This window comes from Pseudomonas lijiangensis, assembly GCF_018968705.1.
Classification (GTDB): Bacteria; Pseudomonadota; Gammaproteobacteria; order Pseudomonadales; family Pseudomonadaceae; genus Aquipseudomonas; species Aquipseudomonas lijiangensis.
This window is the reverse complement of the sequence record NZ_CP076668.1, coordinates 5,234,934-5,255,561: the sequence shown is the minus strand read 5'-3', so window position 1 is coordinate 5,255,561 and position 20,628 is coordinate 5,234,934. Positions and strand designations below refer to the sequence as shown.

19 protein-coding genes are annotated in these 20,628 nt (G+C 59.7%); 9 read left to right on the top strand and 10 right to left on the bottom strand.

Translation table 11 applies throughout. From position 1 onward, the window contains the following. Positions 1 to 9 precede the first annotated feature (9 nt). The 6 genes from prmA to KQP88_RS22340 form a co-directional block, all read right to left on the bottom strand. Positions 10 to 888, bottom strand: coding sequence for a 50S ribosomal protein L11 methyltransferase (gene prmA, locus KQP88_RS22365; protein ID WP_216704197.1), 879 nt, complete (start codon positions 886 to 888; stop codon positions 10 to 12). A gap of 126 nt (positions 889 to 1,014) precedes the next feature. Continuing rightward, entirely contained in the window at positions 1,015 to 2,358 is a 1,344-nt protein-coding gene (gene accC, locus KQP88_RS22360) for an acetyl-CoA carboxylase biotin carboxylase subunit (protein ID WP_216704196.1), read from the bottom strand. A 17-nt stretch (positions 2,359 to 2,375) separates the two neighbouring features. Continuing rightward, positions 2,376 to 2,831, bottom strand: a complete 456-nt coding sequence (accB, locus tag KQP88_RS22355) for an acetyl-CoA carboxylase biotin carboxyl carrier protein (protein WP_200995303.1) — start codon at positions 2,829 to 2,831, stop codon at positions 2,376 to 2,378. A 79-nt stretch (positions 2,832 to 2,910) separates the two neighbouring features. After that, positions 2,911 to 3,363, bottom strand: coding sequence for a type II 3-dehydroquinate dehydratase (gene aroQ / locus KQP88_RS22350; RefSeq protein WP_025262138.1), 453 nt, complete (start codon positions 3,361 to 3,363; stop codon positions 2,911 to 2,913). Positions 3,364 to 3,491: 128 nt separating this feature from the next. Next, entirely contained in the window at positions 3,492 to 5,264 is a 1,773-nt protein-coding gene (locus KQP88_RS22345) for a protein-disulfide reductase DsbD (protein ID WP_216704195.1), read from the bottom strand. Positions 5,265 to 5,364: 100 nt separating this feature from the next. Continuing rightward, positions 5,365 to 7,029, bottom strand: coding sequence for a response regulator (locus KQP88_RS22340; RefSeq protein ID WP_216704194.1), 1,665 nt, complete (start codon positions 7,027 to 7,029; stop codon positions 5,365 to 5,367). A gap of 299 nt (positions 7,030 to 7,328) precedes the next feature. Here KQP88_RS22340 and KQP88_RS22335 point away from each other — a divergent pair, with 299 nt between their 5' ends. The 5 genes from KQP88_RS22335 (at position 7,329) to KQP88_RS22315 (ending at position 13,083) form a co-directional block, all read left to right on the top strand. Next, entirely contained in the window at positions 7,329 to 8,408 is a 1,080-nt protein-coding gene (locus tag KQP88_RS22335; RefSeq protein ID WP_200995300.1) for a DUF2333 family protein, read from the top strand. Then, a complete protein-coding gene (locus tag KQP88_RS22330; protein ID WP_200995299.1) occupies positions 8,408 to 8,953 on the top strand; it encodes an NUDIX hydrolase in 546 nt (181 codons plus the stop codon). The genes KQP88_RS22335 and KQP88_RS22330 overlap by 1 nt, the downstream gene beginning before the upstream one ends. A 175-nt stretch (positions 8,954 to 9,128) precedes the next feature. Continuing rightward, on the top strand, positions 9,129 to 9,500 hold the full coding sequence (locus KQP88_RS22325; RefSeq protein WP_025262133.1) for a translation initiation factor Sui1: 372 nt from the start codon (positions 9,129 to 9,131) through the stop codon (positions 9,498 to 9,500). Positions 9,501 to 9,588: 88 nt separating this feature from the next. Next, positions 9,589 to 11,502, top strand: a complete 1,914-nt coding sequence (gene speA, locus KQP88_RS22320) for an arginine decarboxylase (RefSeq protein WP_216704193.1) — start codon at positions 9,589 to 9,591, stop codon at positions 11,500 to 11,502. Positions 11,503 to 11,682: 180 nt separating this feature from the next. Beyond that, on the top strand, positions 11,683 to 13,083 hold the full coding sequence (locus KQP88_RS22315) for a type VI secretion system Vgr family protein (RefSeq protein WP_216704192.1): 1,401 nt from the start codon (positions 11,683 to 11,685) through the stop codon (positions 13,081 to 13,083). Here the strand turns inward: KQP88_RS22315 and KQP88_RS22310 are convergent. The 4 genes from KQP88_RS22310 to KQP88_RS22295 form a co-directional block, all read right to left on the bottom strand. After that, entirely contained in the window at positions 13,077 to 14,417 is a 1,341-nt protein-coding gene (locus tag KQP88_RS22310; RefSeq protein ID WP_216704191.1) for an MATE family efflux transporter, read from the bottom strand. The genes KQP88_RS22315 and KQP88_RS22310 overlap by 7 nt on opposite strands. 172 nt (positions 14,418 to 14,589) lie before the next feature. Then, complete coding sequence (locus KQP88_RS22305) at positions 14,590 to 14,883, bottom strand: hypothetical protein (RefSeq protein WP_200995295.1); 294 nt, start codon at positions 14,881 to 14,883, stop codon at positions 14,590 to 14,592. An 83-nt stretch (positions 14,884 to 14,966) separates the two neighbouring features. After that, complete coding sequence (locus KQP88_RS22300; protein ID WP_025262128.1) at positions 14,967 to 15,374, bottom strand: response regulator; 408 nt, start codon at positions 15,372 to 15,374, stop codon at positions 14,967 to 14,969. Between the two features lie 62 nt (positions 15,375 to 15,436). Then, a complete protein-coding gene (locus tag KQP88_RS22295) occupies positions 15,437 to 15,643 on the bottom strand; it encodes a Flp family type IVb pilin (protein WP_122320494.1) in 207 nt (68 codons plus the stop codon). A 291-nt stretch (positions 15,644 to 15,934) separates the two neighbouring features. On the opposite strand from KQP88_RS22295, the gene cpaB reads away from it, so the two are divergent. The 4 genes from cpaB to KQP88_RS22275 are packed head-to-tail and all read left to right on the top strand — an operon-like array spanning position 15,935 to position 20,625. Continuing rightward, positions 15,935 to 16,891 (top strand): Flp pilus assembly protein CpaB, encoded by a 957-nt coding sequence (gene cpaB / locus KQP88_RS22290; protein ID WP_216704190.1) that lies wholly within the window; start codon positions 15,935 to 15,937, stop codon positions 16,889 to 16,891. Positions 16,892 to 16,910: 19 nt separating this feature from the next. After that, positions 16,911 to 18,182: a type II and III secretion system protein family protein gene (locus KQP88_RS22285; RefSeq protein ID WP_216704189.1), complete on the top strand. Its 1,272-nt coding sequence runs from the start codon at positions 16,911 to 16,913 to the stop codon at positions 18,180 to 18,182. Next, the gene (locus tag KQP88_RS22280) at positions 18,179 to 19,369 is read left to right on the top strand and encodes a pilus assembly protein (RefSeq protein ID WP_216704188.1); all 1,191 of its coding nucleotides are present in this window, start codon (positions 18,179 to 18,181) and stop codon (positions 19,367 to 19,369) included. The genes KQP88_RS22285 and KQP88_RS22280 overlap by 4 nt, the downstream gene beginning before the upstream one ends. Then, positions 19,369 to 20,625: a CpaF family protein gene (locus KQP88_RS22275; protein ID WP_025262123.1), complete on the top strand. Its 1,257-nt coding sequence runs from the start codon at positions 19,369 to 19,371 to the stop codon at positions 20,623 to 20,625. Before KQP88_RS22280 ends, KQP88_RS22275 begins: the two co-directional genes overlap by 1 nt. Positions 20,626 to 20,628 lie beyond the last annotated feature (3 nt).

Genomic DNA, 20,628 nt, shown 5'->3' with positions numbered 1-20,628 from the left:
AGGCGGCTGTTAACGGCGACGACCTGTGATGCGTACCCAGCCATCACGGTTGGCGATAGGGTCCAGGTCGAATGTAGCAGCATAGGCGGCTGCCACTTCCGGGCCTTGTTCTGCAAGGATGCCGGAGAGCGCCAGGCGACCACCGGTCTTGACCAGGGTTGCCAGTTGCGGAGCCAGCGATACCAGCGGACCGGCCAGGATGTTGGCGACCAGTACGTCAGCTTGCTGCTGAGGCATGTCTTCAGGCAGGTAAAGCGGGAAACGTTCGGCTGCGATGTTGTTGCGCCCGGCGTTGTCGCGAGAGGCTTCGAGCGCCTGGACGTCGATATCGGTGCCGACGGCCTGCTCTGCGCCCAGCAACAGTGCAGCGATGGCCAGAATGCCCGAACCGCAACCGAAGTCCAGCACGTTGCAGCCTTTGAGGTCCTGACCGTCCAGCCATTCCAGGCACAGCGCCGTGGTGGGGTGGGTGCCGGTACCGAATGCCAGACCCGGATCGAGCAGCAGGTTCACGGCGTCAGGCTCGGGTGCGGCATGCCAGCTCGGGACGATCCACAGGCGCTGGCCGAAGCGCATTGGCTGGAAGTTGTCCATCCAGCTGCGTTCCCAGTCCTGGTCTTCGATGACTTCGGCGGTGTGCTCGGGCAGTTCGGCGTCGATCAGCAGGCGCAGGTGCGCCAGGGCCAGATCGGCGTCGGTATCGGCTTCGAACAGGGCCAGCAGGTGGGTGTGTGCCCACAGTGGCGTGGTATTGAGTTCTGGCTCGAAAATCGGCTGGTCTTCGGCATCCATGAAGGTCACGGATACGGCGCCGACTTCAAGCAGCGCGTCCTCGTAGGTTTCGGCTTGTTCTGGGCTGATGGCGAGGCGGACTTGCAGCCAAGGCATGGCGGATTACCTTCGAGTCAAAATGGGTGCGCGGTACTGCCGCGAAGAAGCGGGCAAGTTTACTTCTATGCGACGCAAACAACAAAGCCGCATCGCTGCGGCTTTGTTGATCTGAAACACGCTGACTTATTGATTGGCCAGTTTGTGTTCCAGATAGTGGATGTTGACTCCGCCTTCGCAGAAGCCTTCATCACGGGTCAGATCGCGATGCAGCGGGATATTGGTCTTGATCCCGTCGACCACGATTTCGTCCAGGGCATTGCGCATGCGTGCCATGGCTTCGTCGCGGGTCGCGCCCCAGGTGATCAGCTTGCCGATCAAGGAGTCGTAGTTCGAGGGAACCTTGTATCCGCTGTACAGGTGCGAATCGACACGTATGCCGTTGCCGCCTGGCGCGTGGAAGTGCTTGACCAGGCCCGGGCTCGGAATGAAGGTTTTCGGATCTTCAGCGTTGATCCGGCATTCCAGCGCATGACCTGTGATGACAACGTCATCCTGGGTGTACGACAGTTTGTTGCCGGCGGCGATGCTCAGCATCTCCTTGACGATGTCGATACCGGTGACCATTTCCGAAACCGGGTGCTCTACCTGAACACGAGTGTTCATTTCGATGAAGTAGAAACGGCCGTTTTCGTACAGGAACTCGAAAGTGCCTGCGCCACGGTAGCCGATGTCGATACAGGCCTGAACGCAGCTTTGCAGTACTTCCTTGCGCGCGTCTTCGTCGATGAACGGTGCCGGTGCTTCTTCCAGGACTTTCTGGTGACGGCGTTGCAGCGAGCAGTCACGGTCGCCCAGGTGAATCGCATTGCCCTGGCCGTCGGAAATGACCTGGACTTCCACGTGACGTGGGTTGGTCAGGTACTTTTCCAGGTAGACCATCGGGTTGCTGAACCAGGCAGCCGCTTCGGCGCGGGTCTGGCTGGCAGCTTCGATCAGGTCTTCCTCACGGTGAACCACGCGCATGCCGCGACCACCACCACCACCGGCGGCCTTGATGATCACCGGATAGCCGACTTCACGACCGATGCGCAGTGCGGTTTCTTCGTCTTCCGGCAGCGGGCCGTCAGAACCTGGAACCGTCGGCACGTTGGCGCGCTTCATGGCGTCCTTGGCGGAAACCTTGTCGCCCATCAGGCGGATGGTGTCTGCTTTCGGACCAATGAAGGCGAAGCCCGACTTCTCTACCTGCTCGGCGAAATCCGCGTTTTCCGCGAGGAAGCCGTAGCCCGGGTGAATCGCCGTGGCGCCGGTCAGTTCGGCTGCCGAGATGATTGCCGGGATATTCAGGTAGGACAGGTTGGCTGGAGCCGGGCCGATGCAGACGGTTTCGTCTGCCAGACCCAGGTGCATCAACTCGCGATCTGCCGTGGAATGTACAGCGACGGTCTTGATGCCCAGTTCCTTACAGGCACGCAGGATGCGCAAGGCAATTTCGCCGCGGTTGGCGATCAGAACTTTTTCCAACATCGCTGGCTCTCCCCGGTTCAAACGATAGTGAACAGCGGCTGGTCAAATTCAACCGGCTGACCGTTTTCTACCAGGATGGATTCGATGACGCCGCTGGCTTCTGCCTGGATGTGGTTCATCATTTTCATCGCTTCGACGATGCAGATGGTGTCGCCTTTCTTGACGGTCTGGCCGACTTCGACGAATGCAGGCGAAGTAGGAGCAGGGGTGCGGTAGAAAGTACCGACCATCGGCGACTTGACCACGTGACCGTTCAGCTTTGGAGCCGAAGGTGCTTCTGCGGCGGCAGCGGCAACCGGTGCGGCCGGAGCAGCTACAGGTGCAGCCACTGGAGCTGGCGCGTAATACGGTTGTGCCGGAGTCTTGCTGTGACGACTGATCCGTACGGATTCTTCGCCTTCACGGATCTCCAACTCGTCGATACCGGATTCTTCCAGCAGTTCGATCAGTTTCTTGACTTTGCGAATATCCATTAATCATCAACTCCCAAGGGGTCTGTCAGGGCATTTCGGCAGCCGGTTCAAGCCGGGTGGGCCAGCGTTGCTGGTCCGCTCATGGCTTGGAGCTAACGGCCAATTGTTCCAGGGCGGCCTCCAGGGCCAGTCGGTAACCGCTGGCGCCAAGGCCGCAGATCACTCCTACAGCAGCATCTGAAAAGTAGGAGTGATGGCGGAAAGGTTCGCGTTTGTGCACGTTTGATAAATGCACTTCGATGAATGGGATGCTCACTCCCAGCAACGCGTCACGTATTGCCACACTTGTATGTGTAAAAGCAGCCGGATTGATCAGAATGAAGTCCACGCCTTCCGTGCGGGCGGCATGGATCCGGTCGATCAATTCGTACTCGGCGTTGCTTTGCAGGTACATCAGATGGTGACCGGCGTCGCGAGCGCGCCGTTCCAGATCCTGGTTGATTTGAGCCAGGGTCACTGCGCCATATATCCCGGGCTCGCGAGTACCGAGCAGATTCAGGTTGGGGCCGTGCAGTACCAGGAAAGTCGCCATCGATTGTTCCTTTTTGTGTTTACGGGCGTTCATGCCCGGCGACTATGCCGCAAGGAGGATGTACTGTCCAGTTAACTACAGTAGCCAGCACAATGAGCGATGTTTGCGTAAAGTTTGTGACCCGACAGCTATTTTGGGTCATTTGCTCTATTTATGCGCTCAATGAAGGCAGGGGCGTCGATTTCACCGATAACCCGGACATTTTCCAGTTCTTCGCCGCTTTTACTGAAAAATAACAACGCGGGTGGTCCGAACAGCTTGTAGCGGTCAAGCAGGGCTCGTTGTTCTGCATTGCTGTCTGTCATGTCGAAACGGATCAGGCTGTAGCCTGCCAGTTTCTCGACGACGCCCGGATCGGGCAGGACTTCGTGCTCGATCACCTTGCAACTGATGCACCAGTCGGCATACCAGTCGAGCAGCAAGGGTTTAGCTGCATTTCTGGCTTCGCTGAGGGCACGCTCCAGTTCGGCAGACGTGGTGATGGTCTGCCATTGGGATGACGTTGGTAATACCGTGCCGTTATTGAGGGCCGCTTGCGGGCGTCCCAGTGGACGAGTCGGGTCGGTCTGCCCGCTCAATGCGCCGTACCAGCATGCCAGAGCGTAGACCAACAAAAGCAGGCCGAGCAGTTGTGCGAGTTTTTGTCGTGGAGATTTTGCACTGAGTTCCAGTGTGCCGAGGAACAGCGCGACGCCGGCACACAGAATGCCGATCAGCAGCAACGTGACCTGACCCGGCAATACACGGCTCAGCAAGCCTATGGCCAGACCCAGCAGCAGCACGCCAATGGCGTTTTTCACGGTCACCAGCCACGGGCCGCTTTTAGGCAGCCAGGCCGCACCGCCGGTCGCGACCAGCAACAGCGGCGCTCCCATGCCCAGGCCCAGGGCAAACAGTTTCAAACCGCCGCCCAGTGCATCGCCGCTGGCACTTATATAAAGCAGCGCACCGGCCAGTGGCGCCGAGACACAAGGCGATACCAGCAGGCTGGAAACCACACCCAGTACGGCGGCGCCCCACAGCGAGCCGCCTTCAGTCTTGCCGGCAATACGATCCAGCCGGTTGCTGATGGCCTGAGGGAGGCGCAATTCGAAGACGCCAAACATCGCCACCGCAAACAGCACGAAGAACAGCGAGAACGGCACCAGCACCCAGGCCGATTGCAGGCGTGCCTGCAGGTTCAGTCCTGCGCCGAACATGCCCATCAATGCACCCAGCAAGGCGAAGCACAGAGCCATCGGCAGTATGTAGGCCAGTGACAGGTTCAGGCCGCGCAGCCCGCCGACCTGACCCCGCAGGACCACGCCGGAAAGAATCGGCAGCATCGGCAGCACGCAAGGGGTGAAGGTCAGGCCGATACCTGCGAGGAAAAACAGTGCCAGTTCTTTCCAGCTCCAGGCCTGCTGGCCGGTTGTTGAAGCCGTGTCGGCGGGCACATCACCAATATTCAGGCGTTCGGTTTCCGGGGGATAGCACAGGCCTTTGTCGGCGCAGCCCTGGTAGCTCACGCTCAGGACAAAGGGGCGCTCTTCGCCGGGCTTGCGGGGCAGGTCGATATCGAGAATGCCGTGATAGACCTCGACGTCGCCAAAGTACTCGTCGTGCTTCTTTTCGCCGGGAGGCAGTTGCGCTTCGCCCAGGCCAATGTCAGCGGGTTCGGTGCGGAACTGGAAACGATGGCGATACAGGTAATAACCGTCGGTGGCGACGAAGCGCAACTTGATCGATTGCGGAGTCGTTTCGATCAGGCTCAGTTTGAATGCCTCGCGTACAGGCAGGAATTCCTTGCTGTTATCCAGTGAGGTGCCACCCAGTGTCGGTGCGGGGCGACTGTCCAGCAGGCTGGTCCCGAAAGCGGGCAGGGCCAGGATCAACAGCATCAGGCATAACAAACGGCGCATGGCAGGCTCGATTCTGGAAAGTCAGCGCATGATAGCGGAGTGTTTCAAGGCATGCAGGGGTGAGGTTTGTAAGGACGGATTTCGTACTTGTCCCCGGCGGCTACTGTTCCTGGGCTTGCGGCTCGGGCAGTACCACGTGATAGGGCTCTTCAACCACGGCCGAGTGAACCTGATTGCGGCCTGCGTGTTTGGCACGATACAGCGCATTGTCGGCCTGGGAGGCAAGAGTCAGGCTGTCGTCATGCACGCCCAGCGCAACCACGCCTGCACTGAAGGTGCAGAACAGGTCTGTCGGCTGGGCGGGGTAATGTATTTCCGCAAAACGGTGGCGGATCTCTTCGAGTACCTGATGGGCACTCTGAATATCGGTGTCCGGCATCACGATGGCGAACTCTTCGCCGCCGTAGCGCCCGATGAAGTCGGTCTTGCGCAGGCGCTGCTTAAGAAACAGCGCCAGGCTCTTGATAACGCGGTCGCCCATGGGGTGGCCGTGGCTGTCGTTGACCTTCTTGAAATGGTCGATATCGAGCATGGCAAAGCACAGCGGCTTGTTTTCGCGACGAGCGCGGAAGCTGCAGTCTTCCAGCAACTGGAGAATGTGGGTGTGGTTGTACAGGCCGGTCAGGCTGTCACGCACCATACGCGCCTTCAGGCTGCGCGCCCGGGCTGCCCGGTTGCGGACCGTGGTGATGAGATGGCGCGGCTTGATAGGCTTGGTGAGGAAGTCATCGCCGCCTTCGCTCATGGCGTCGAGCTGCTTGTCCTGATCGTCTTCGGCAGACAGGTAGATGATCGGCACACTGACGTAGCGGTCGTTGTGGCGAATGACTTTGGCCAGTTCCGTGCCTGTGCAGCCGGGCATGTACATGTCGAGGATGATCAGGTCCGGCTGGAACTCCGCCAGTTCGGACATGGCCTGGATCGGGTCCAGCAAGGTGCGGGTCACGATTCCGGCCGCATTGAGCACCCGTTCGGTGTGGGTGGCCTGGGCGCGGGAGTCATCGATGACCAGCACCTTGTAAGGCTCGTACTGGGCCACGCAGGTCAGGACTTCGATTTTCTCCAGCAGGCTCGAGGCTTCCAGGGTTCCGGTCAGGAATTCCTCACCACCGGCGCGTACGGCTGCCAGCCTCGTCGGTGTATCGGTTTCATGATGACTGAAGAAGAGGAGGGGCAGTTTCTGCTCAAGTCCTTCCTGAACCTGTGAGGCGAGTTTCAGGCCTTCGCCTGGTCCGCTGAAGTCCACATCCATGATGATGACCGACGGATGGCGCTCCAGCATTGCGGACTGAAACTGGGCAACGCTGTCCAGTGACAGGGCTGACAGGCCGAAGAACTCCAGCTGTTTGGCAAGGCGCTCGGCCCGTTCGAGGTCTTGAAGCACGACATAGACCGGCTTGCGCAGTGGCGGGAGTGCGATCTGTTCCAGTTTGTCGCCGTGACGCAGGCCGGTACGGGAAAGGCGCTGCATCAAACGGTTGAGTTCGGTGATCAGGGTGCTGTTGAGGCGGCCGCGGTTGGCTTCGACGGTATCCAGTGCCTGTCCGATATCCCGTGCCAGCTCCAGGTGTTCGTCCTGCTCGAACCGTTCGGCGAACCGCTGCAGGCGCAGGGTCGAGTCCTTCAGTTCGGCCATGTCGGCGAGGGACCATTCGGATTTCTGCAGTCGCTGCCAAGTCTCAAGAATCTGACGTGCTTGATGAGTGACCCTTTGGGCAAAGTGGTGCTTGAGGCGATCGCGGCTAGGGTCTTCTGACTCGGTCATATTATGAGTACTGTGGGTTGCTGAGTAGTACCGATGCTGGCTCTATGCTAGCACCTCCGGTTGTATAGAAGAGTGCCGTAAGTCACTTATTCGTCAACAAAAGGGCGTCCGGTTTCTGTCAGAGTCATTTTTGTGCCTAAAGTTTGCACGATAGCTGTATTTCTCTGCCATTCGAACCTTGTTCCCGAGAGGCTGGTGTCGATGCGACAACAAAACCTTGCGTCGCGCATGTCAGCAAAAGGCACCTTGCTGTAAGGTTGCGGTCGAAGCCCTGAACCCGGACTGAAAGGACCCTTACCATGCTGGATTGGAAGAACCGCGCAGGCAGCGCGGGTGAGCGTACCGCTGATACTGCGTCGGTCAAGAGACGTGGTTACCTGGGCAACCTTTTCTATAGCAGAGCCCTGGGTTCCCTGATTCTGATCTATCTGCTGGTCACCCTGCTGGTGGGCTGGTACTGGAGCAAGGAGCCTGCGCTGTTTCCCGTGCAGCAGAATGCCCAGGCCGCTGCCGAGCGTGAAGGCAAGCCGATGGTGATCGGCTACACCACGGTCGAAACCCTCAAGACAGTCTCCCAGACATTGCTCGACAAACGTGGTGGCTACCTGTCCAACGATCGCTTCCCGCCAGGTCTGTGGCTGGACAACATGCCAAGCTGGGAATACGGCGTGCTGGTACAGGTCCGCGACCTGAGTCGTGCGTTGCGCAAGGACTTTGCCCGTTCGCAGTCGCAATCGGCTGAAGACGGTGATCTGGCCCGTGCCGAGCCGTTGTTCAACTTCGATAACCGCAGTTGGGTGCTGCCGTCGAGCGAGTCGCAGTACACCGACGGTATCAATGCCCTGAGCCGCTATCAGGCACGTCTCTCCGACCCGAATCAGAAAGGCGCCTTGTTCTATGCCCGTGCCGATAACCTGAATAACTGGCTGGGCGACGTGGGCACACGCCTGGGTTCCCTGTCCCAGCGTCTGTCGGCCAGTGTCGGCCGGGTCAAGCTCAACAGCACTCTGAAAACCGAAGCCATTGCCTCGGTCAAGCCGGGTGAAGTGCCGCAGGTCGACGAGGAAATAGTTGAAACCCCTTGGCTGCAGATCGATAACGTCTTCTATGAGGCCCGCGGTCAGGCCTGGGCCCTGTCGCATCTGTTGCGTGCCATCGAAGTGGACTTCGCCGATGTATTGGCCAAGAAGAACGCGACCGTCAGCGTGCGCCAGATCATTCGTGAACTGGAGGCTTCCCAGGAGCCGCTGTGGAGCCCGATGGTCTTGAACGGCAGCGCGTTTGGCGTGCTGGCCAACCACTCGCTGGTCATGGCCAACTACATCTCCCGTGCCAACGCGGCGGTGATCGACCTTCGCCAGTTGCTGTCCCAGGGCTGATGGACGTTTCTGCGCAAGAGGCCGCGCATCGCGCCGCCTCCGACGCCGAGCAGATCGCCTGGGTCGATGAGCAGGACCGGCTCCTGGGTTCACTCCCTCGGGCCGAGCTGCGCGACCGTGGTCTGATCGGGCGAGGCACTTATATCCTGCTGTTCAATTCGGCAGGCGAACTCTGCGTTCACCAGCGCACCCTGAGCAAAGCCATTTATCCCGGTTTCTGGGATGTGGCGGCCGGTGGCATGGTGCAGGCCGGTGAAAGCTATGCCGAATCGGCGGCCCGTGAGCTTGAGGAAGAGCTGGGTGTTGGCGGTGTTGCCTTGCAGGCCCATGAGCAGTTTCTCTTCGATCAGCCGGGCAACCGGATCTGGTGCGCGGTATTTTCCGCCGTCTGGGACGGGCCTCTGAGCCTGCAACCGGAAGAGGTCTTGCAGGCACGCTTCATCCCCGTCGGCCAGGTCTTGGCAGAAACTGCCGAAAAGCCCTATTGCCCGGACTCTCTGGCCGCGTTGAAACGCTACCTGGAGCAGGTCGCAAATGTTCAGTAAATTGGCGCATTCAGGCTCTTAGCAAGCATGCTTTTTGCCGGTACACTGCGCGACCTTTTAAAACTGGGCCGGCCATGCCGTTCCAGTAGCGCTGCCCCTGCCAGAGTGGGGCTTCGCGGTCGAAGGCTCACAATCGAGCCCGGCCCGTCTTCAGTCCTCAACAAGAGGATTTCCAGTGGCTAAAAAAGCCGCATCCTTCGCCGCCCTGGGTGGCCTGGTGTTTTCAACCGACGCAGGGCGTCATTGTCCCGAATGTCGTCAACCTGTCGATGCCTGCACCTGCAAGCAGAACGTCATCCCCGAGGGGGATGGCATTGCGCGCGTGCGGCGCGAGAGCAAAGGCCGTGGAGGCAAGACTGTGACTACCATCACGGGCGTGCCGCTGGCCGAGGATGGGCTCAAGGAACTGGCCAAGGCGCTCAAGCAGCGTTGCGGCACGGGCGGAGCCCTCAAGGACGGAGTGATCGAGATTCAGGGCGATCACGTCGAGCTGTTGCTCGCGGAACTGGTCAAAAAAGGTTTCAAGGCCAAAAAGTCCGGCGGCTGAGCGAGAACCAAACCGTCATTTCCACTCTCTACACTGCGCATGCCTGTCATTGGGGCGGCGCTACATGACTTATCTATAGGGGACTTCGATGTCCGTAAGACGCACACGCAAAGACGATGGCAGCCAATGGACCGTTGCGGACAGCCGCAGTGTTTACGGGATTCGTCATTGGGGGGCCGGTTATTTTGCGATCAATGAATCCGGTCGCGTTGAAGTTCGTCCCAACGGACCGGGCAGTTCGCCCATCGACCTCTACGAGCAGGTCGACAATCTGCGCAAGAGCGGTTTGTCCCTGCCATTGCTGGTGCGTTTCCCCGATATCCTGCAGGACCGCGTTCGCCAGTTGACCGGTGCCTTCGACAGCAACATCGCGCGCCTGGAATACCAGAGCCAGTACACCGCGCTGTACCCGATCAAGGTCAACCAGCAGGAAGCAGTGGTGGAAAACATCATTGCCACCCAGAACGTCTCCATCGGCCTTGAAGCGGGTTCCAAGCCTGAGTTGATGGCGGTGCTGGCGCTGGCGCCCAAGGGCGGGACCATTGTCTGCAACGGTTACAAGGACCGTGAGTTCATCCGTCTGGCGCTGATGGGCCAGAAGCTGGGTCACAACGTCTTCATCGTGATCGAGAAAGAGTCCGAGGTCGAACTGGTTATCGAAGAGGCCGCAGATCTCAAGGTCGCTCCGCAAGTGGGCCTTCGCGTGCGCCTGTCTTCGCTGGCGTCGAGCAAGTGGGCCGATACCGGCGGCGAGAAATCCAAGTTTGGTCTGTCGGCCGCGCAACTGCTCTCGGTGGTCGATCGTTTCCGCAAGGCGGGCCTGGATCAGGGCATTCGCCTGCTGCATTTCCACATGGGCTCGCAGATCGCCAATCTGGCGGACTACCAGCACGGCTTCAAGGAAGCGATTCGTTACTACGGCGAGTTGCGCAATCTGGGACTGCCGGTAGACCACATCGATGTGGGCGGCGGTCTGGGCGTGGATTACGACGGTACGCACTCGCGTAACGCCAGTTCCATCAACTACGACATGGACGACTACGCCGGTGTCGTGGTCGGCATGCTCAAGGAGTTCTGCGATGCCCAGGGTCTGCCGCATCCGCACATCTTCTCCGAAAGCGGCCGCTCGCTGACCGCCCACCACGCCATGCTGGTGGTGCAGGTGACCGACGTCGAAAGGCACAACGACGAAGTCCCTTTGATCGAAGACAAGGAAAGCCTGCCGGAAACCGTGCAGTGGCTGATCGATCTGCTGGGCCCGACCGATATCGAGATGGTCACCGAAACCTACTGGCGTGCCACGCACTACATGAGCGATATCGCGACCCAGTATGCCGACGGCAAGATCACCCTGGCGCAGAAAGCTTTGGGCGAGCAGTGCTATTTCGCGGTGTGCCGCCGCCTGCACAACTCGTTGAAAGCACGTCAGCGTTCCCATCGTCAGGTGCTGGACGAGCTCAACGACAAGCTGGCCGACAAGTACATCTGTAACTTCTCGGTCTTCCAGAGCCTGCCCGACACCTGGGCCATCGGACAGGTGCTGCCGATCATTCCGCTGCATCGTCTGGACGAAGAGCCCGTACGCCGTGCGGTGCTTCAGGACCTTACCTGCGACTCCGACGGCAAGATCAACCAGTACGTGGACGAGCAGAGCATCGAAACCAGCATGCCGGTGCATGCCCTGAATGAAGGTGAAGATTACCTGCTGGGGATCTTCCTGGTGGGGGCCTATCAGGAGATTCTGGGTGACATGCACAACCTGTTCGGTGATACCGACTCGGTGAACATCTACCAGAACCAGGATGGCAGCGTTTACCACGCCGGTATCGAAACCCACGACACCATCGAAGACATGCTGCGTTACGTGCACTTGTCGCCGGAAGAACTGATGACCCATTATCGGGACAAGGTTGCCAGCGCCAGGATCAGCCCGCGTGAGCGTACTCAGTACCTGGATGCGTTGCGCCTTGGCCTGACTCGTTCCTCTTATCTGTCTTCCTGATCTTTCGCGAATGAATCCGCTCCTGCACCACCTGTAGGAGCGAATTCATTCGCGATCAATCACTGTGTAGTCCAAAACCTCTTCACATGTAGGCAGCTTCCTGTTCTGCCTTTTGCCCTCTACTCGATCCCGCTTCTCGGCCAGAATCGCCGCTCGGATTCCCCTGTAGAGAACACCCTCATGCCCGATCCCGCCAGCGTGCCGCTTTTTCGTCTGGAGATCGCCCGTCTGCGTCATTGTTTTACCGTCCTCTGGTTACGGGGTACGGAAGCAATCAGTCAGCCGTTTGCCTTTGAGCTGGAAGTCGTCAACGAAAGCCTCGATGTGGATCTGGCCAGTCTGATGTACAAGCCGGTATTCCTGAGTTTCAAAGATGGTAGTCAGGGCTTTCATGGCCAGATCCACAGTGCGATGCGCAGCCATTTCCGGCCCGGACCTGCCTGTTATCGATTGAAGATCGGCCCCCGGCTGGCCTGTCTCGGGCAGCGTTACAACCAGCGCATCTTTCAGCACATGACCGCCCCGCAGATTATCGCCAGGGTTCTGGAGGAGCATGGGCTGCGCAAGGGCAGCTATCGCTTCGAGCTGAAAACCCAATGCCGCGAGCGTGAGTATTGCGCGCAGTATCAGGAGTCTGATCTGCAACTGGTGGAGCGCCTGTGTGCCGAAGAGGGCATTCACTATCACTTCATTCATTCTCGCCAGCGCCATGAGCTGGTCTTTGGCGATAGCTTGCGCGGCTTTCGTCCTGCGCCAGCGGCGCCCTGGCAGCAATTGCCACACCGAGAGGGCGTTACCCGTTTTGCCGTCACCTCCCAGGGCCAGGACTTGCCGGGCAGTCGTTCCCGGCAGCGGGCCGAAGGCGAAAGCAGCCTGCCCTTTGTGGTGTCGGGGTATCTGCTGCCGCTGACCGGCCACCCGGAAACCGAGTGGAACCACATGTGGCTGGTCAACCAGGTCGAGCATCGCTGCCTTGCACCGGGGCCGGAAGTTGAAGACGGCGAGGGTTATACCAATCGCTTTCATGCCGTCCCCTGGGAAGTGGGCTTCAGCGTGCCAGAACCGCCGCCACGTGCGAAGGTGCCGCAGTTGCAGCGGGCCTGGGTCGTCGGCCCGCCGGGGCAGGAGGTCGAGCGCGATTCGGTGGGACGCCTGAAGGTACAGTTCGAGTGGGGGTTGCAGGGACGGGGCGCGCGTTACAACGATTGCTGGCTACCGGTGATGCAGGGGCTTGAACTGGTGTTTACCGGCGGGATGGAAGTGCTGGTGAGTTTGCTCGATGACGATATGGACCGCCCGGTGATTACTGCCTGCCTGCATTCTCGTGCCTGTGAGCCGGCCTTCAGCCCAGGCGAAAGTGCCTTGCCTGCCGACAGCGTTCAGGCGCAACTGGACTGGCAGATGATCATGGGCGAGAAGCGCCGCTTTCGTCTGGATAACGGGCCGACGGTCTCGTTTGAGGAGGGTAGCGAGCTGTCGTTGAGCATCGGTTCCAGCCGGGTGCGGCTTGATTCAAGCGGCCTGACCCTGACCAGTCCGAGAATCACCTTTGCCGGCAGGATGGCCGAGAGCGATCAATAGGCGAACCAGCCGTCCTTGCGGTTCAGGCGCCAGGCGATGGCCCCAAGGCTCAAGCCGCGCAGCAGGGTGAAGGTCATGAACGTCAGCCAGAGTCCATGGTTGCCCTGGTCGACGGCGAAAAAGGCCACGGGAGCGATCAGGGCAACGCTGATCAGCATCGCATTGCGCATTTCACGGGCGCGTGTGGCGCCGATGAACAGGCCGTCCAGCAAATAACTCCACACCGCGAGCAGCGGCATGGCTGCCAGATAGGGCAAATAGAGAAGGGCGGTTTCACGCACTTCGGGGATGTTGGTCTGCATCTGCACGAACAGATGCCCGCCCGTCAGGAACAACAGCGCAAAGGCCAGGCTGGCAATCAGGGACCAGCCACCGGCGACCACCAGAGAACGACGCAATGCCGTGCGGTCACGCGCTCCTATGGCATGCCCGCACAAGGCTTCCACGGCATGGGCCAGCCCGTCCAGTGCGTGGGACGTCAGCAGCAGTCCGTTGAGCAGCAATGCATTGGCAGCGACGGTGGCATCTCCCAATCGGGCGCCCTGGGCGGTGATCAGGAACATGATCGATTGCAGCGCCAGGGTGCGAATGAATATGTCGCGGTTGACCGCCAGCAGCGGGCGCCAGTTGCTCCAGAGTTTCAAGGCTGCCCAGACGATCCTGCCTGGCCAGACCCGCAGAGCGTTGCGTGCCATGAACAGACCGATCAATGCGCCGGTCCACTCTGCCAGCACCGAAGCCCGCGCCGAGCCGACCACTCCCCAGTCCAGGCCCAGAACGAACCAAAGGTTGAGAAGGATGTTCACCGCATTGGTGATCAATAGAATCGCCAGCGGCGCCCTGGCGTTCTGGGTGCCGAGAAACCAGCCCACCAGCGCATAGGTGGCCAGTGCCGCAGGCAGGCCGAAAAGCCGGGCGTGGAAGAAATCCAGAGTCATCTGTTGCAGGTCGGCCGAGGGCTGCATCAACGACAGGGCCAGATGGCTGAAAGGCAGGGCAATCAGTCCCAGCAGGCAGGCCAGCCCCATCGCCAGCAGCAGACCTTGCAGCAGAATCTGGCGCAACGCCGCGCCATCACTACGCCCGGCAGCCTGTGCAGCGAATCCGGTGGTGCCCATGCGCAGAAAACCCATGGCCCAGGCCAGGAAGGTATAGAGCGTGGCGCCCACCGCGACTGCGCCCAATTGATGAGCGTGGGGCAGGTGGCCGATCACGGCGGTGTCCACCAGCGCCACCAGCGGTACGGAGATATTCGACAGAATCATCGGCAGCGCCAGGCCCCAGACCCGATGATGAGTGGGGCGATGACGCCAATCGCTGGACAACTTGGACATGAGTACTCCCGGCAAGGCGGGCATTGTAGCCGTAATGCCGGTCAGTCAAGGCACAAACAGAACGTGTGGGAGGCAGCTTGCTGGCGAAAAAAGTCTGAAAACCGGCAGATATTCTACGTCGTACGCTGAAGTCGCCAGCAAGCTGCCTCCCACAGAGTGATATGGGTAGCGGTCAGTGGATGATCCAGCTCAGCAGCCACAGTCCCAGCGCCAGCCAGATGATGCCCATGATGATGGAGGCGCGCATGAAGGCGCGGATGGCGGAGTACAGGAGCATCAGGCCGATCACCAGAGCGACGATGCTGATCAGTGAAGCGTCCATGCCCAGGGTGCGGGACAAACCGTCCACGAAGTTGCCGCCGGCATGGGTAAAACCGTTGAACAGCCAGGCAAGGGCGTCCACCACAAAGCGGATCACGGACCCTATTGCCTGACCCAGCCATTCAAAAAAACTTTCTACCTTCATAGGTGCATCCTGATCACGTTATAGGTCTGCTCGCTTTGGCTACGCAGCAGTATGGCTAGTTCCGTGGATCATGAAGGTTCGTGTCACTGCACCTGAAAGATTTTCGGCTCGGGAAAGAGGTTGTTGAGGGTTTCCAGCAGGCGGACGTGGTAAATCGGCTTGCGGAACAGATCCAGTACCTGCAGGCGCAGCAAGTCGCTGACGTCCTCCATGTCGGCATGTCCCGAAGTGACGATCACAGGCAGGTGCTGGCGCGAGGTGTGTTCACGCAGGCGTTTGATCAACTGGATGCCGCTCTCCTCCGGCATGCGCAGGTCAGTAATGACCAGCGCGATGTCCGGATGACGGGTCAGCTGTTGCAGAGCCATCTTGACGGAGGACGCAGTGAAGCAGCAGAACCCCTCGCCTTCGAGCAGTTCTGCCAACTCTTCATTGGCGTCCTCTTCGTCATCAACCAGAAGCAGCTGTTGGCGTGTGGGGTGGACGGCCATATAGATACCCTTGAAAACGTTGGTAACGGCCTCGGATCTTACAACACTTTATCCTTGTTCAATCAAGCGACTGCCGTACCGCCCAATGCCACCAGAACCTGGTTGAAGATGACTTTGACCTGGGCGCTGATGGCCGGGACGAAGGCAACAATCGCCACGGCGACCATGGCGGCCAGAAGTACGTACTCGATAGCCGAAGCGGCTTCCCGGTTTTTCAGGAAGGCTTGAATGTGCGTATAGACGCGTATGTACAGATTGGTAAGGAACATCTCGATTCTCCTTGCACCCTTCATGGCGCGGCTCATACCAGCAATTTCGTACAATCTTTGCACTTACAGCATTGCCTCCAACTCGCGAACCCACAACCGTAATAAAGCATTAATCACAAAGTTATAAATCGCTTTCCAGACCATCCAGAGAAGGATATTTCACCAACCTTGATGGCGTTTTGGGTGGTGTGGGCTACCTTCAAAAGTGCGGCATGTGATTGTTCTTCATTGCTATTGCGAAGTTGATGCGTTGGATTGAGGTGGTCATGCGATGACAAAGGAAGCGTTGCCATGAGCAGTCGTATCACCATGGTGCTCGCTATCGTTTTTTTACTCGGTGCACTGGTTGCCGGGTATCTGGGAATAGTGGTCAGTAAAGAGCCAGCGCCGCCGCCTCCTGTTGTGGAGGCTCCCGTCGTTGAGGCACCGCCTCCTGTGGAGGTCGCGCCGCCTGCTCCGCCCGTCGAAGAAGCGCTGCGCCAGAGTGTCGTGGTGCTGGCGCGTGATGTGCCTCCCTACACATCTCTCAAGGAAGACGATCTGCTGATCGAGCGTCTCAAGGTCGCGCCTGTCGGCAGTTTCAGCAAGATCGAAGACGTGCTCGAACGCCGCACCTGGCGCCCACTGGCGGCAGGGACCTGGCTGAGTGAAAGCAGTTTCGAGGCGGGTGGAACCCTGGCTCGGATGATTCGTCCCGACGAACGGGCACTGGCCTTGTCCGTGGATGAGGTGATTGGTGCTGGCGGGCTGCTCAGCCCCGGCGATTATGTCGACGTTCTGCTTTATCTCCCTGAAGACACCGCCAACCCTGTTCGCTCCAGTCAGGTGGCGGTGCCTGCTTTGAGAATCCTGAGTGTGGGTGGGCTGCTCGGGCTGACTCGCGACGGCAAGCCTGCCCACAACATCAGTGCCGACGAGCGCTTCCAGTTGGAGCAGCAACGCATAAACGCCAGGAGCGTAGTGGTGGCGGTGCCCGAAGCCTTGCTGAGCCGCTTGCTGCTGGCCACCCAGACTGGCGTGTTGCGTCTGGCCGTGCGCAGTGCCGATGAAGGCAATCTGCAGGATTACTGGACCGGTGACCCCGGTCGCCCCGATGTTGCCGTACGCCTGGATACGGCCAGGCGCAACCTGGTGCAGTTCAGCCAGTTGGCCCTCAGTGGTGGAGGCAATCAGCATGGCGGTGCGTCCCGCGGATCTCGTGGTGTCGAGGTGATACGCGGCAACCAGGTAACGCAACAAACTCCCTGATCGAGCAAGGAAGCATTTGATGAGCCGTTGTTTCGTACCGGTCTTGAAACGTCACGCGCTGTTTTTGCTGTTCGCTGGACTGGGCGTTGATTCGAGCTGGGCAGCTTCAAGCACTGCCAGTAATGCCGACAATGGCTGCGCAAGTCTGGCGGCCATGCCGACCGTGCTGGAAGTCACGCAAGGCATGCAGCAGGATATTCGTTCGCCGGTGGCCATCACCCGGATTGCCGTGGGTGATCCGAAGGTGGCCGATGTGCGGGTCAATGGCAACCAGGGCTTTCTGCTGACAGGCGTCTCTACGGGCGCCACCAGCCTGATGGTCTGGACGTCCTGTTCGACTTCTCCGCGCCAGAGCATGGTGTTTGTTCGGGGCAGCGGCACGGCCGCGTTGGTCGATCCTGTGCCGGTGCCTTCTCTCGATCCCCAGTTGCCCAGTCAGGTGCAGACCGACATCCGCTTCATTGAAGTCAGTCGCACCAAACTCAAGGAGGCCAGTACCTCCATCTTCGGGACCGGCTCGAACAACTTTCTGTTCGGCGCTCCCGGCACGGTAACCGATGTCACGGTCTCGCCGGGCACGGTCGGCTCCACGCGGCCAGCCATCGGCCTGAATAACAACAACTTCAATATCGTCTGGGGCGGTGGCAGCAGCAAGGTGCTGGGCATGATCAACGCCATGGAGGGCAGCGGCTTTGCCTACACCCTGGCGCGCCCGAGCCTTGTGGCGCTGAACGGGCAGAGTGCGAGCTTTCTGGCGGGCGGCGAGTTTCCGGTGCCGGTGCCCAGCGGAGATGGCAATGGCATTTCCATCGAGTACAAGGAATACGGCGTACGCCTGACGCTGACGCCTACCGTGGTCGGACGTGACCGGATTCTGCTCAAGGTCGCCCCCGAGGTCAGCGAGCTGGACTTCTCGGCAGGTATCACCATTTCCGGAACCACTGTGCCTGCACTCAATGTGCGACGCACCGACACCAGTATTTCCCTGGCCGACGGGGAAAGCTTTGTGGTCAGCGGCCTGATCAGCTCCAGCAATATTGCCTCGGTGGACAAGTTTCCGGGGCTTGGCGATATCCCCATTCTGGGCGCTTTTTTCCGTAACTCGCAGATCCAGCGCGATGAGCGTGAGCTGCTGATGATCGTCACGCCGCATCTGGTGCAGCCTCTGGCGGTCAACGCCCAGTTGCCTACGCTGCCCGGCGAAGGCCTGCGCAATTACGATCCGAATTTCTTCCGTATGTATTTCCTCGAGAACGGTGATTTCGAGCGCCGTAGCGGGTTATCTCAATGAGTCAGAGCCTGAGCCAGACATTCCTGGCGATTACCCGAAACCCCACTGATCTTGAATGGTTGCAGGGCGCTCTGGGTTCGCTGGGTCAGGTGGTGAGTGCTGGCAGCGGCAGCCTGGACGATTTGCTGGCGCTGGTGGACGTGACCTTCGCCAGCGTGGTGTTCGTGGGGCTTGATCGTGAGCACCTGATGAACCAGAGCGCGTTGATCGAAGGCGCTCTGGAAGCCAAGCCGATGCTGGCGATTGTCGCGCTGGGCGACGGTATGGATAACCAGTTGGTGCTCAATGCCATGCGCGCAGGAGCCAGGGATTTCGTGGCTTATGGCTCCCGCTCCAGTGAGGTCGCCGGTCTGGTCAGGCGCCTGAGCAAACGTCTGCCAGCGGTGACGCCCAACCCCAACATGAGCGGTCTGTCGGTGTTGTATGGGGCTCAATGCGATGGTGACGGTGCCCTGATCGCGTCTCACCTGGCGATGGTGGTGCAGAAGGCCGGGCAGCGCACCTTGCTGCTGGATCTGGGTTTGCCTCGTGGCGACAGCCTTTCGATGCTCGGTCTTGAATCGACTTTCAGCTTCGGCGACGCGCTGCGCCATTTGCGCAGGCTGGACGCAACCCTGATCGACAGTGCTTTTACAACGTACGAGAACGGCTTGCGCATTCTGGCCTACACCGAGGCTGACGATCATCTGGAACAGTCCAGTGCGGCCGAGCTGTACATGTTGCTCAGTGCCCTGCGCCAGCATTTTCAGCATGTCATCGTCAATCTGGTAGGCCAGCCCGACAGCGAAGCCCTGCGCACCTTTGTAACCCACTGTGACCAGTTGCTGTGGTACGCCGACCAGAGCGTGATCGAGTGCCGGCGCAACCTGGCGGTGCTCAATCTCTGGAGGGACAAGGGCATGAAGATGCAGCACGCCGGGCTGCTGGTCGACGGTTATCTGCGGGCGGTTGCACCCAATTCGGAAACCCTGGGGAAGACCTTCGGGCTGCCGGTGTTTTCGGTCTTGCCCCTGAGCCCTGAGTTAAGGCTCAACGCGAAAAATCAGGGCGTTTCGTTGTTCGATCTCGCACCAAGGGAGTCACTGTGCACGGGCTTGCGTCGTCTGGGTGATCATCTGGTCCGCCATTCCGATGCTTATGAGAAACCCAGTGAAGGCTTCTTCGCTCGGCTATGGGGGAGTAAATAATGGCGGAGAAATTGTTTGGCGTTGCTTCGCGTACCCAGGGCAGCACGGATGACGGGCAGGGGCTCAAGCTGGTGCTGCATCGCTACATCATCGATGGCATCGAGGAGAGCGGCAAGAACCTGCTCGAAGGCTCGCGTCCGGTGCTGGCGCAGTTTGTGTTCGACAAGGTGGCCGAATATGTCGCCCGATTGCGGCTGGCCATTTCGCGTTATGAAATGGAGCGTCTTGCCGAAGAGCTGGTTGACGAACTGACCGGCTTCGGCCCGCTGGAAGTGCTGCTGCGCGACACCGCGGTGACGGAAATTCTGGTCAACGGGCCGGGCAAGGTCTTTGTGGAACGTGACGGTATCTTGCACCACACCGATTTGCGTTTCATCGACTCGCACCACGTCGAGCGGGTTATGCAGCGCATTCTGGCGCCCCTTGGCCGTCGTCTGGATGAGTCCTCGCCCATGGTAGATGCGCGACTGCCCGACGGCAGCCGGGTCAACGCAATCATCCCGCCGATTGCTCTGGACGGGCCGTGCCTGTCGATCCGGAAATTCCGCAAGGACATGCTCAAGAGCACCGATCTGGTGGCGATGCAGACCATCGATCAATCGATCTTCGACTTCTTCCACGAGGCGGTGGGCAAGCGTTGCAATGTGTTGGTCAGTGGCGGTACCGGCACCGGCAAGACCACCATGCTCAACGTGCTCAGTCAGATGATCGACACGCAACAGCGGCTGGTGACCATCGAAGACGTTGCCGAACTGCAACTGATTCACCCCCATGTGGTGCGCCTGGAAACCCGGCCGCCCAACGCCGAAGGCCATGGTGAAGTGCGCGCCAGCGACCTGATCCGCAACTCCCTGCGGATGCGTCCGGACCGCATCATCCTTGGGGAGATTCGTGGCGTGGAGGTGCTGGATGTACTGACCGCCATGAACACCGGCCACGATGGCTCTATGAGCACGGTGCACGCCAACAACGCTCAGGATGCCTTGTTGCGTCTGGAAACCCTGGTTGGCTTGACTGGTCGGCAGATCCCCGAGCGGACCCTGCGGCAAATGATCTGCGCGGCACTGGACGTCATCATCCAGCTGGCCCGCCTGCCCGACGGGCGCCGTTGCGTCAGTGAAGTGGTCGAGGTGGTGGGCATTCGCGACGACATTTATGTCACCAACACCCTGTTCCGTCTTGACCGGCGCACCGGCATCGGCTTCCTGCGTGAGGCCGTGCACGCCGCGGGTGACAAATTGCGACCTTCTTACTGACCC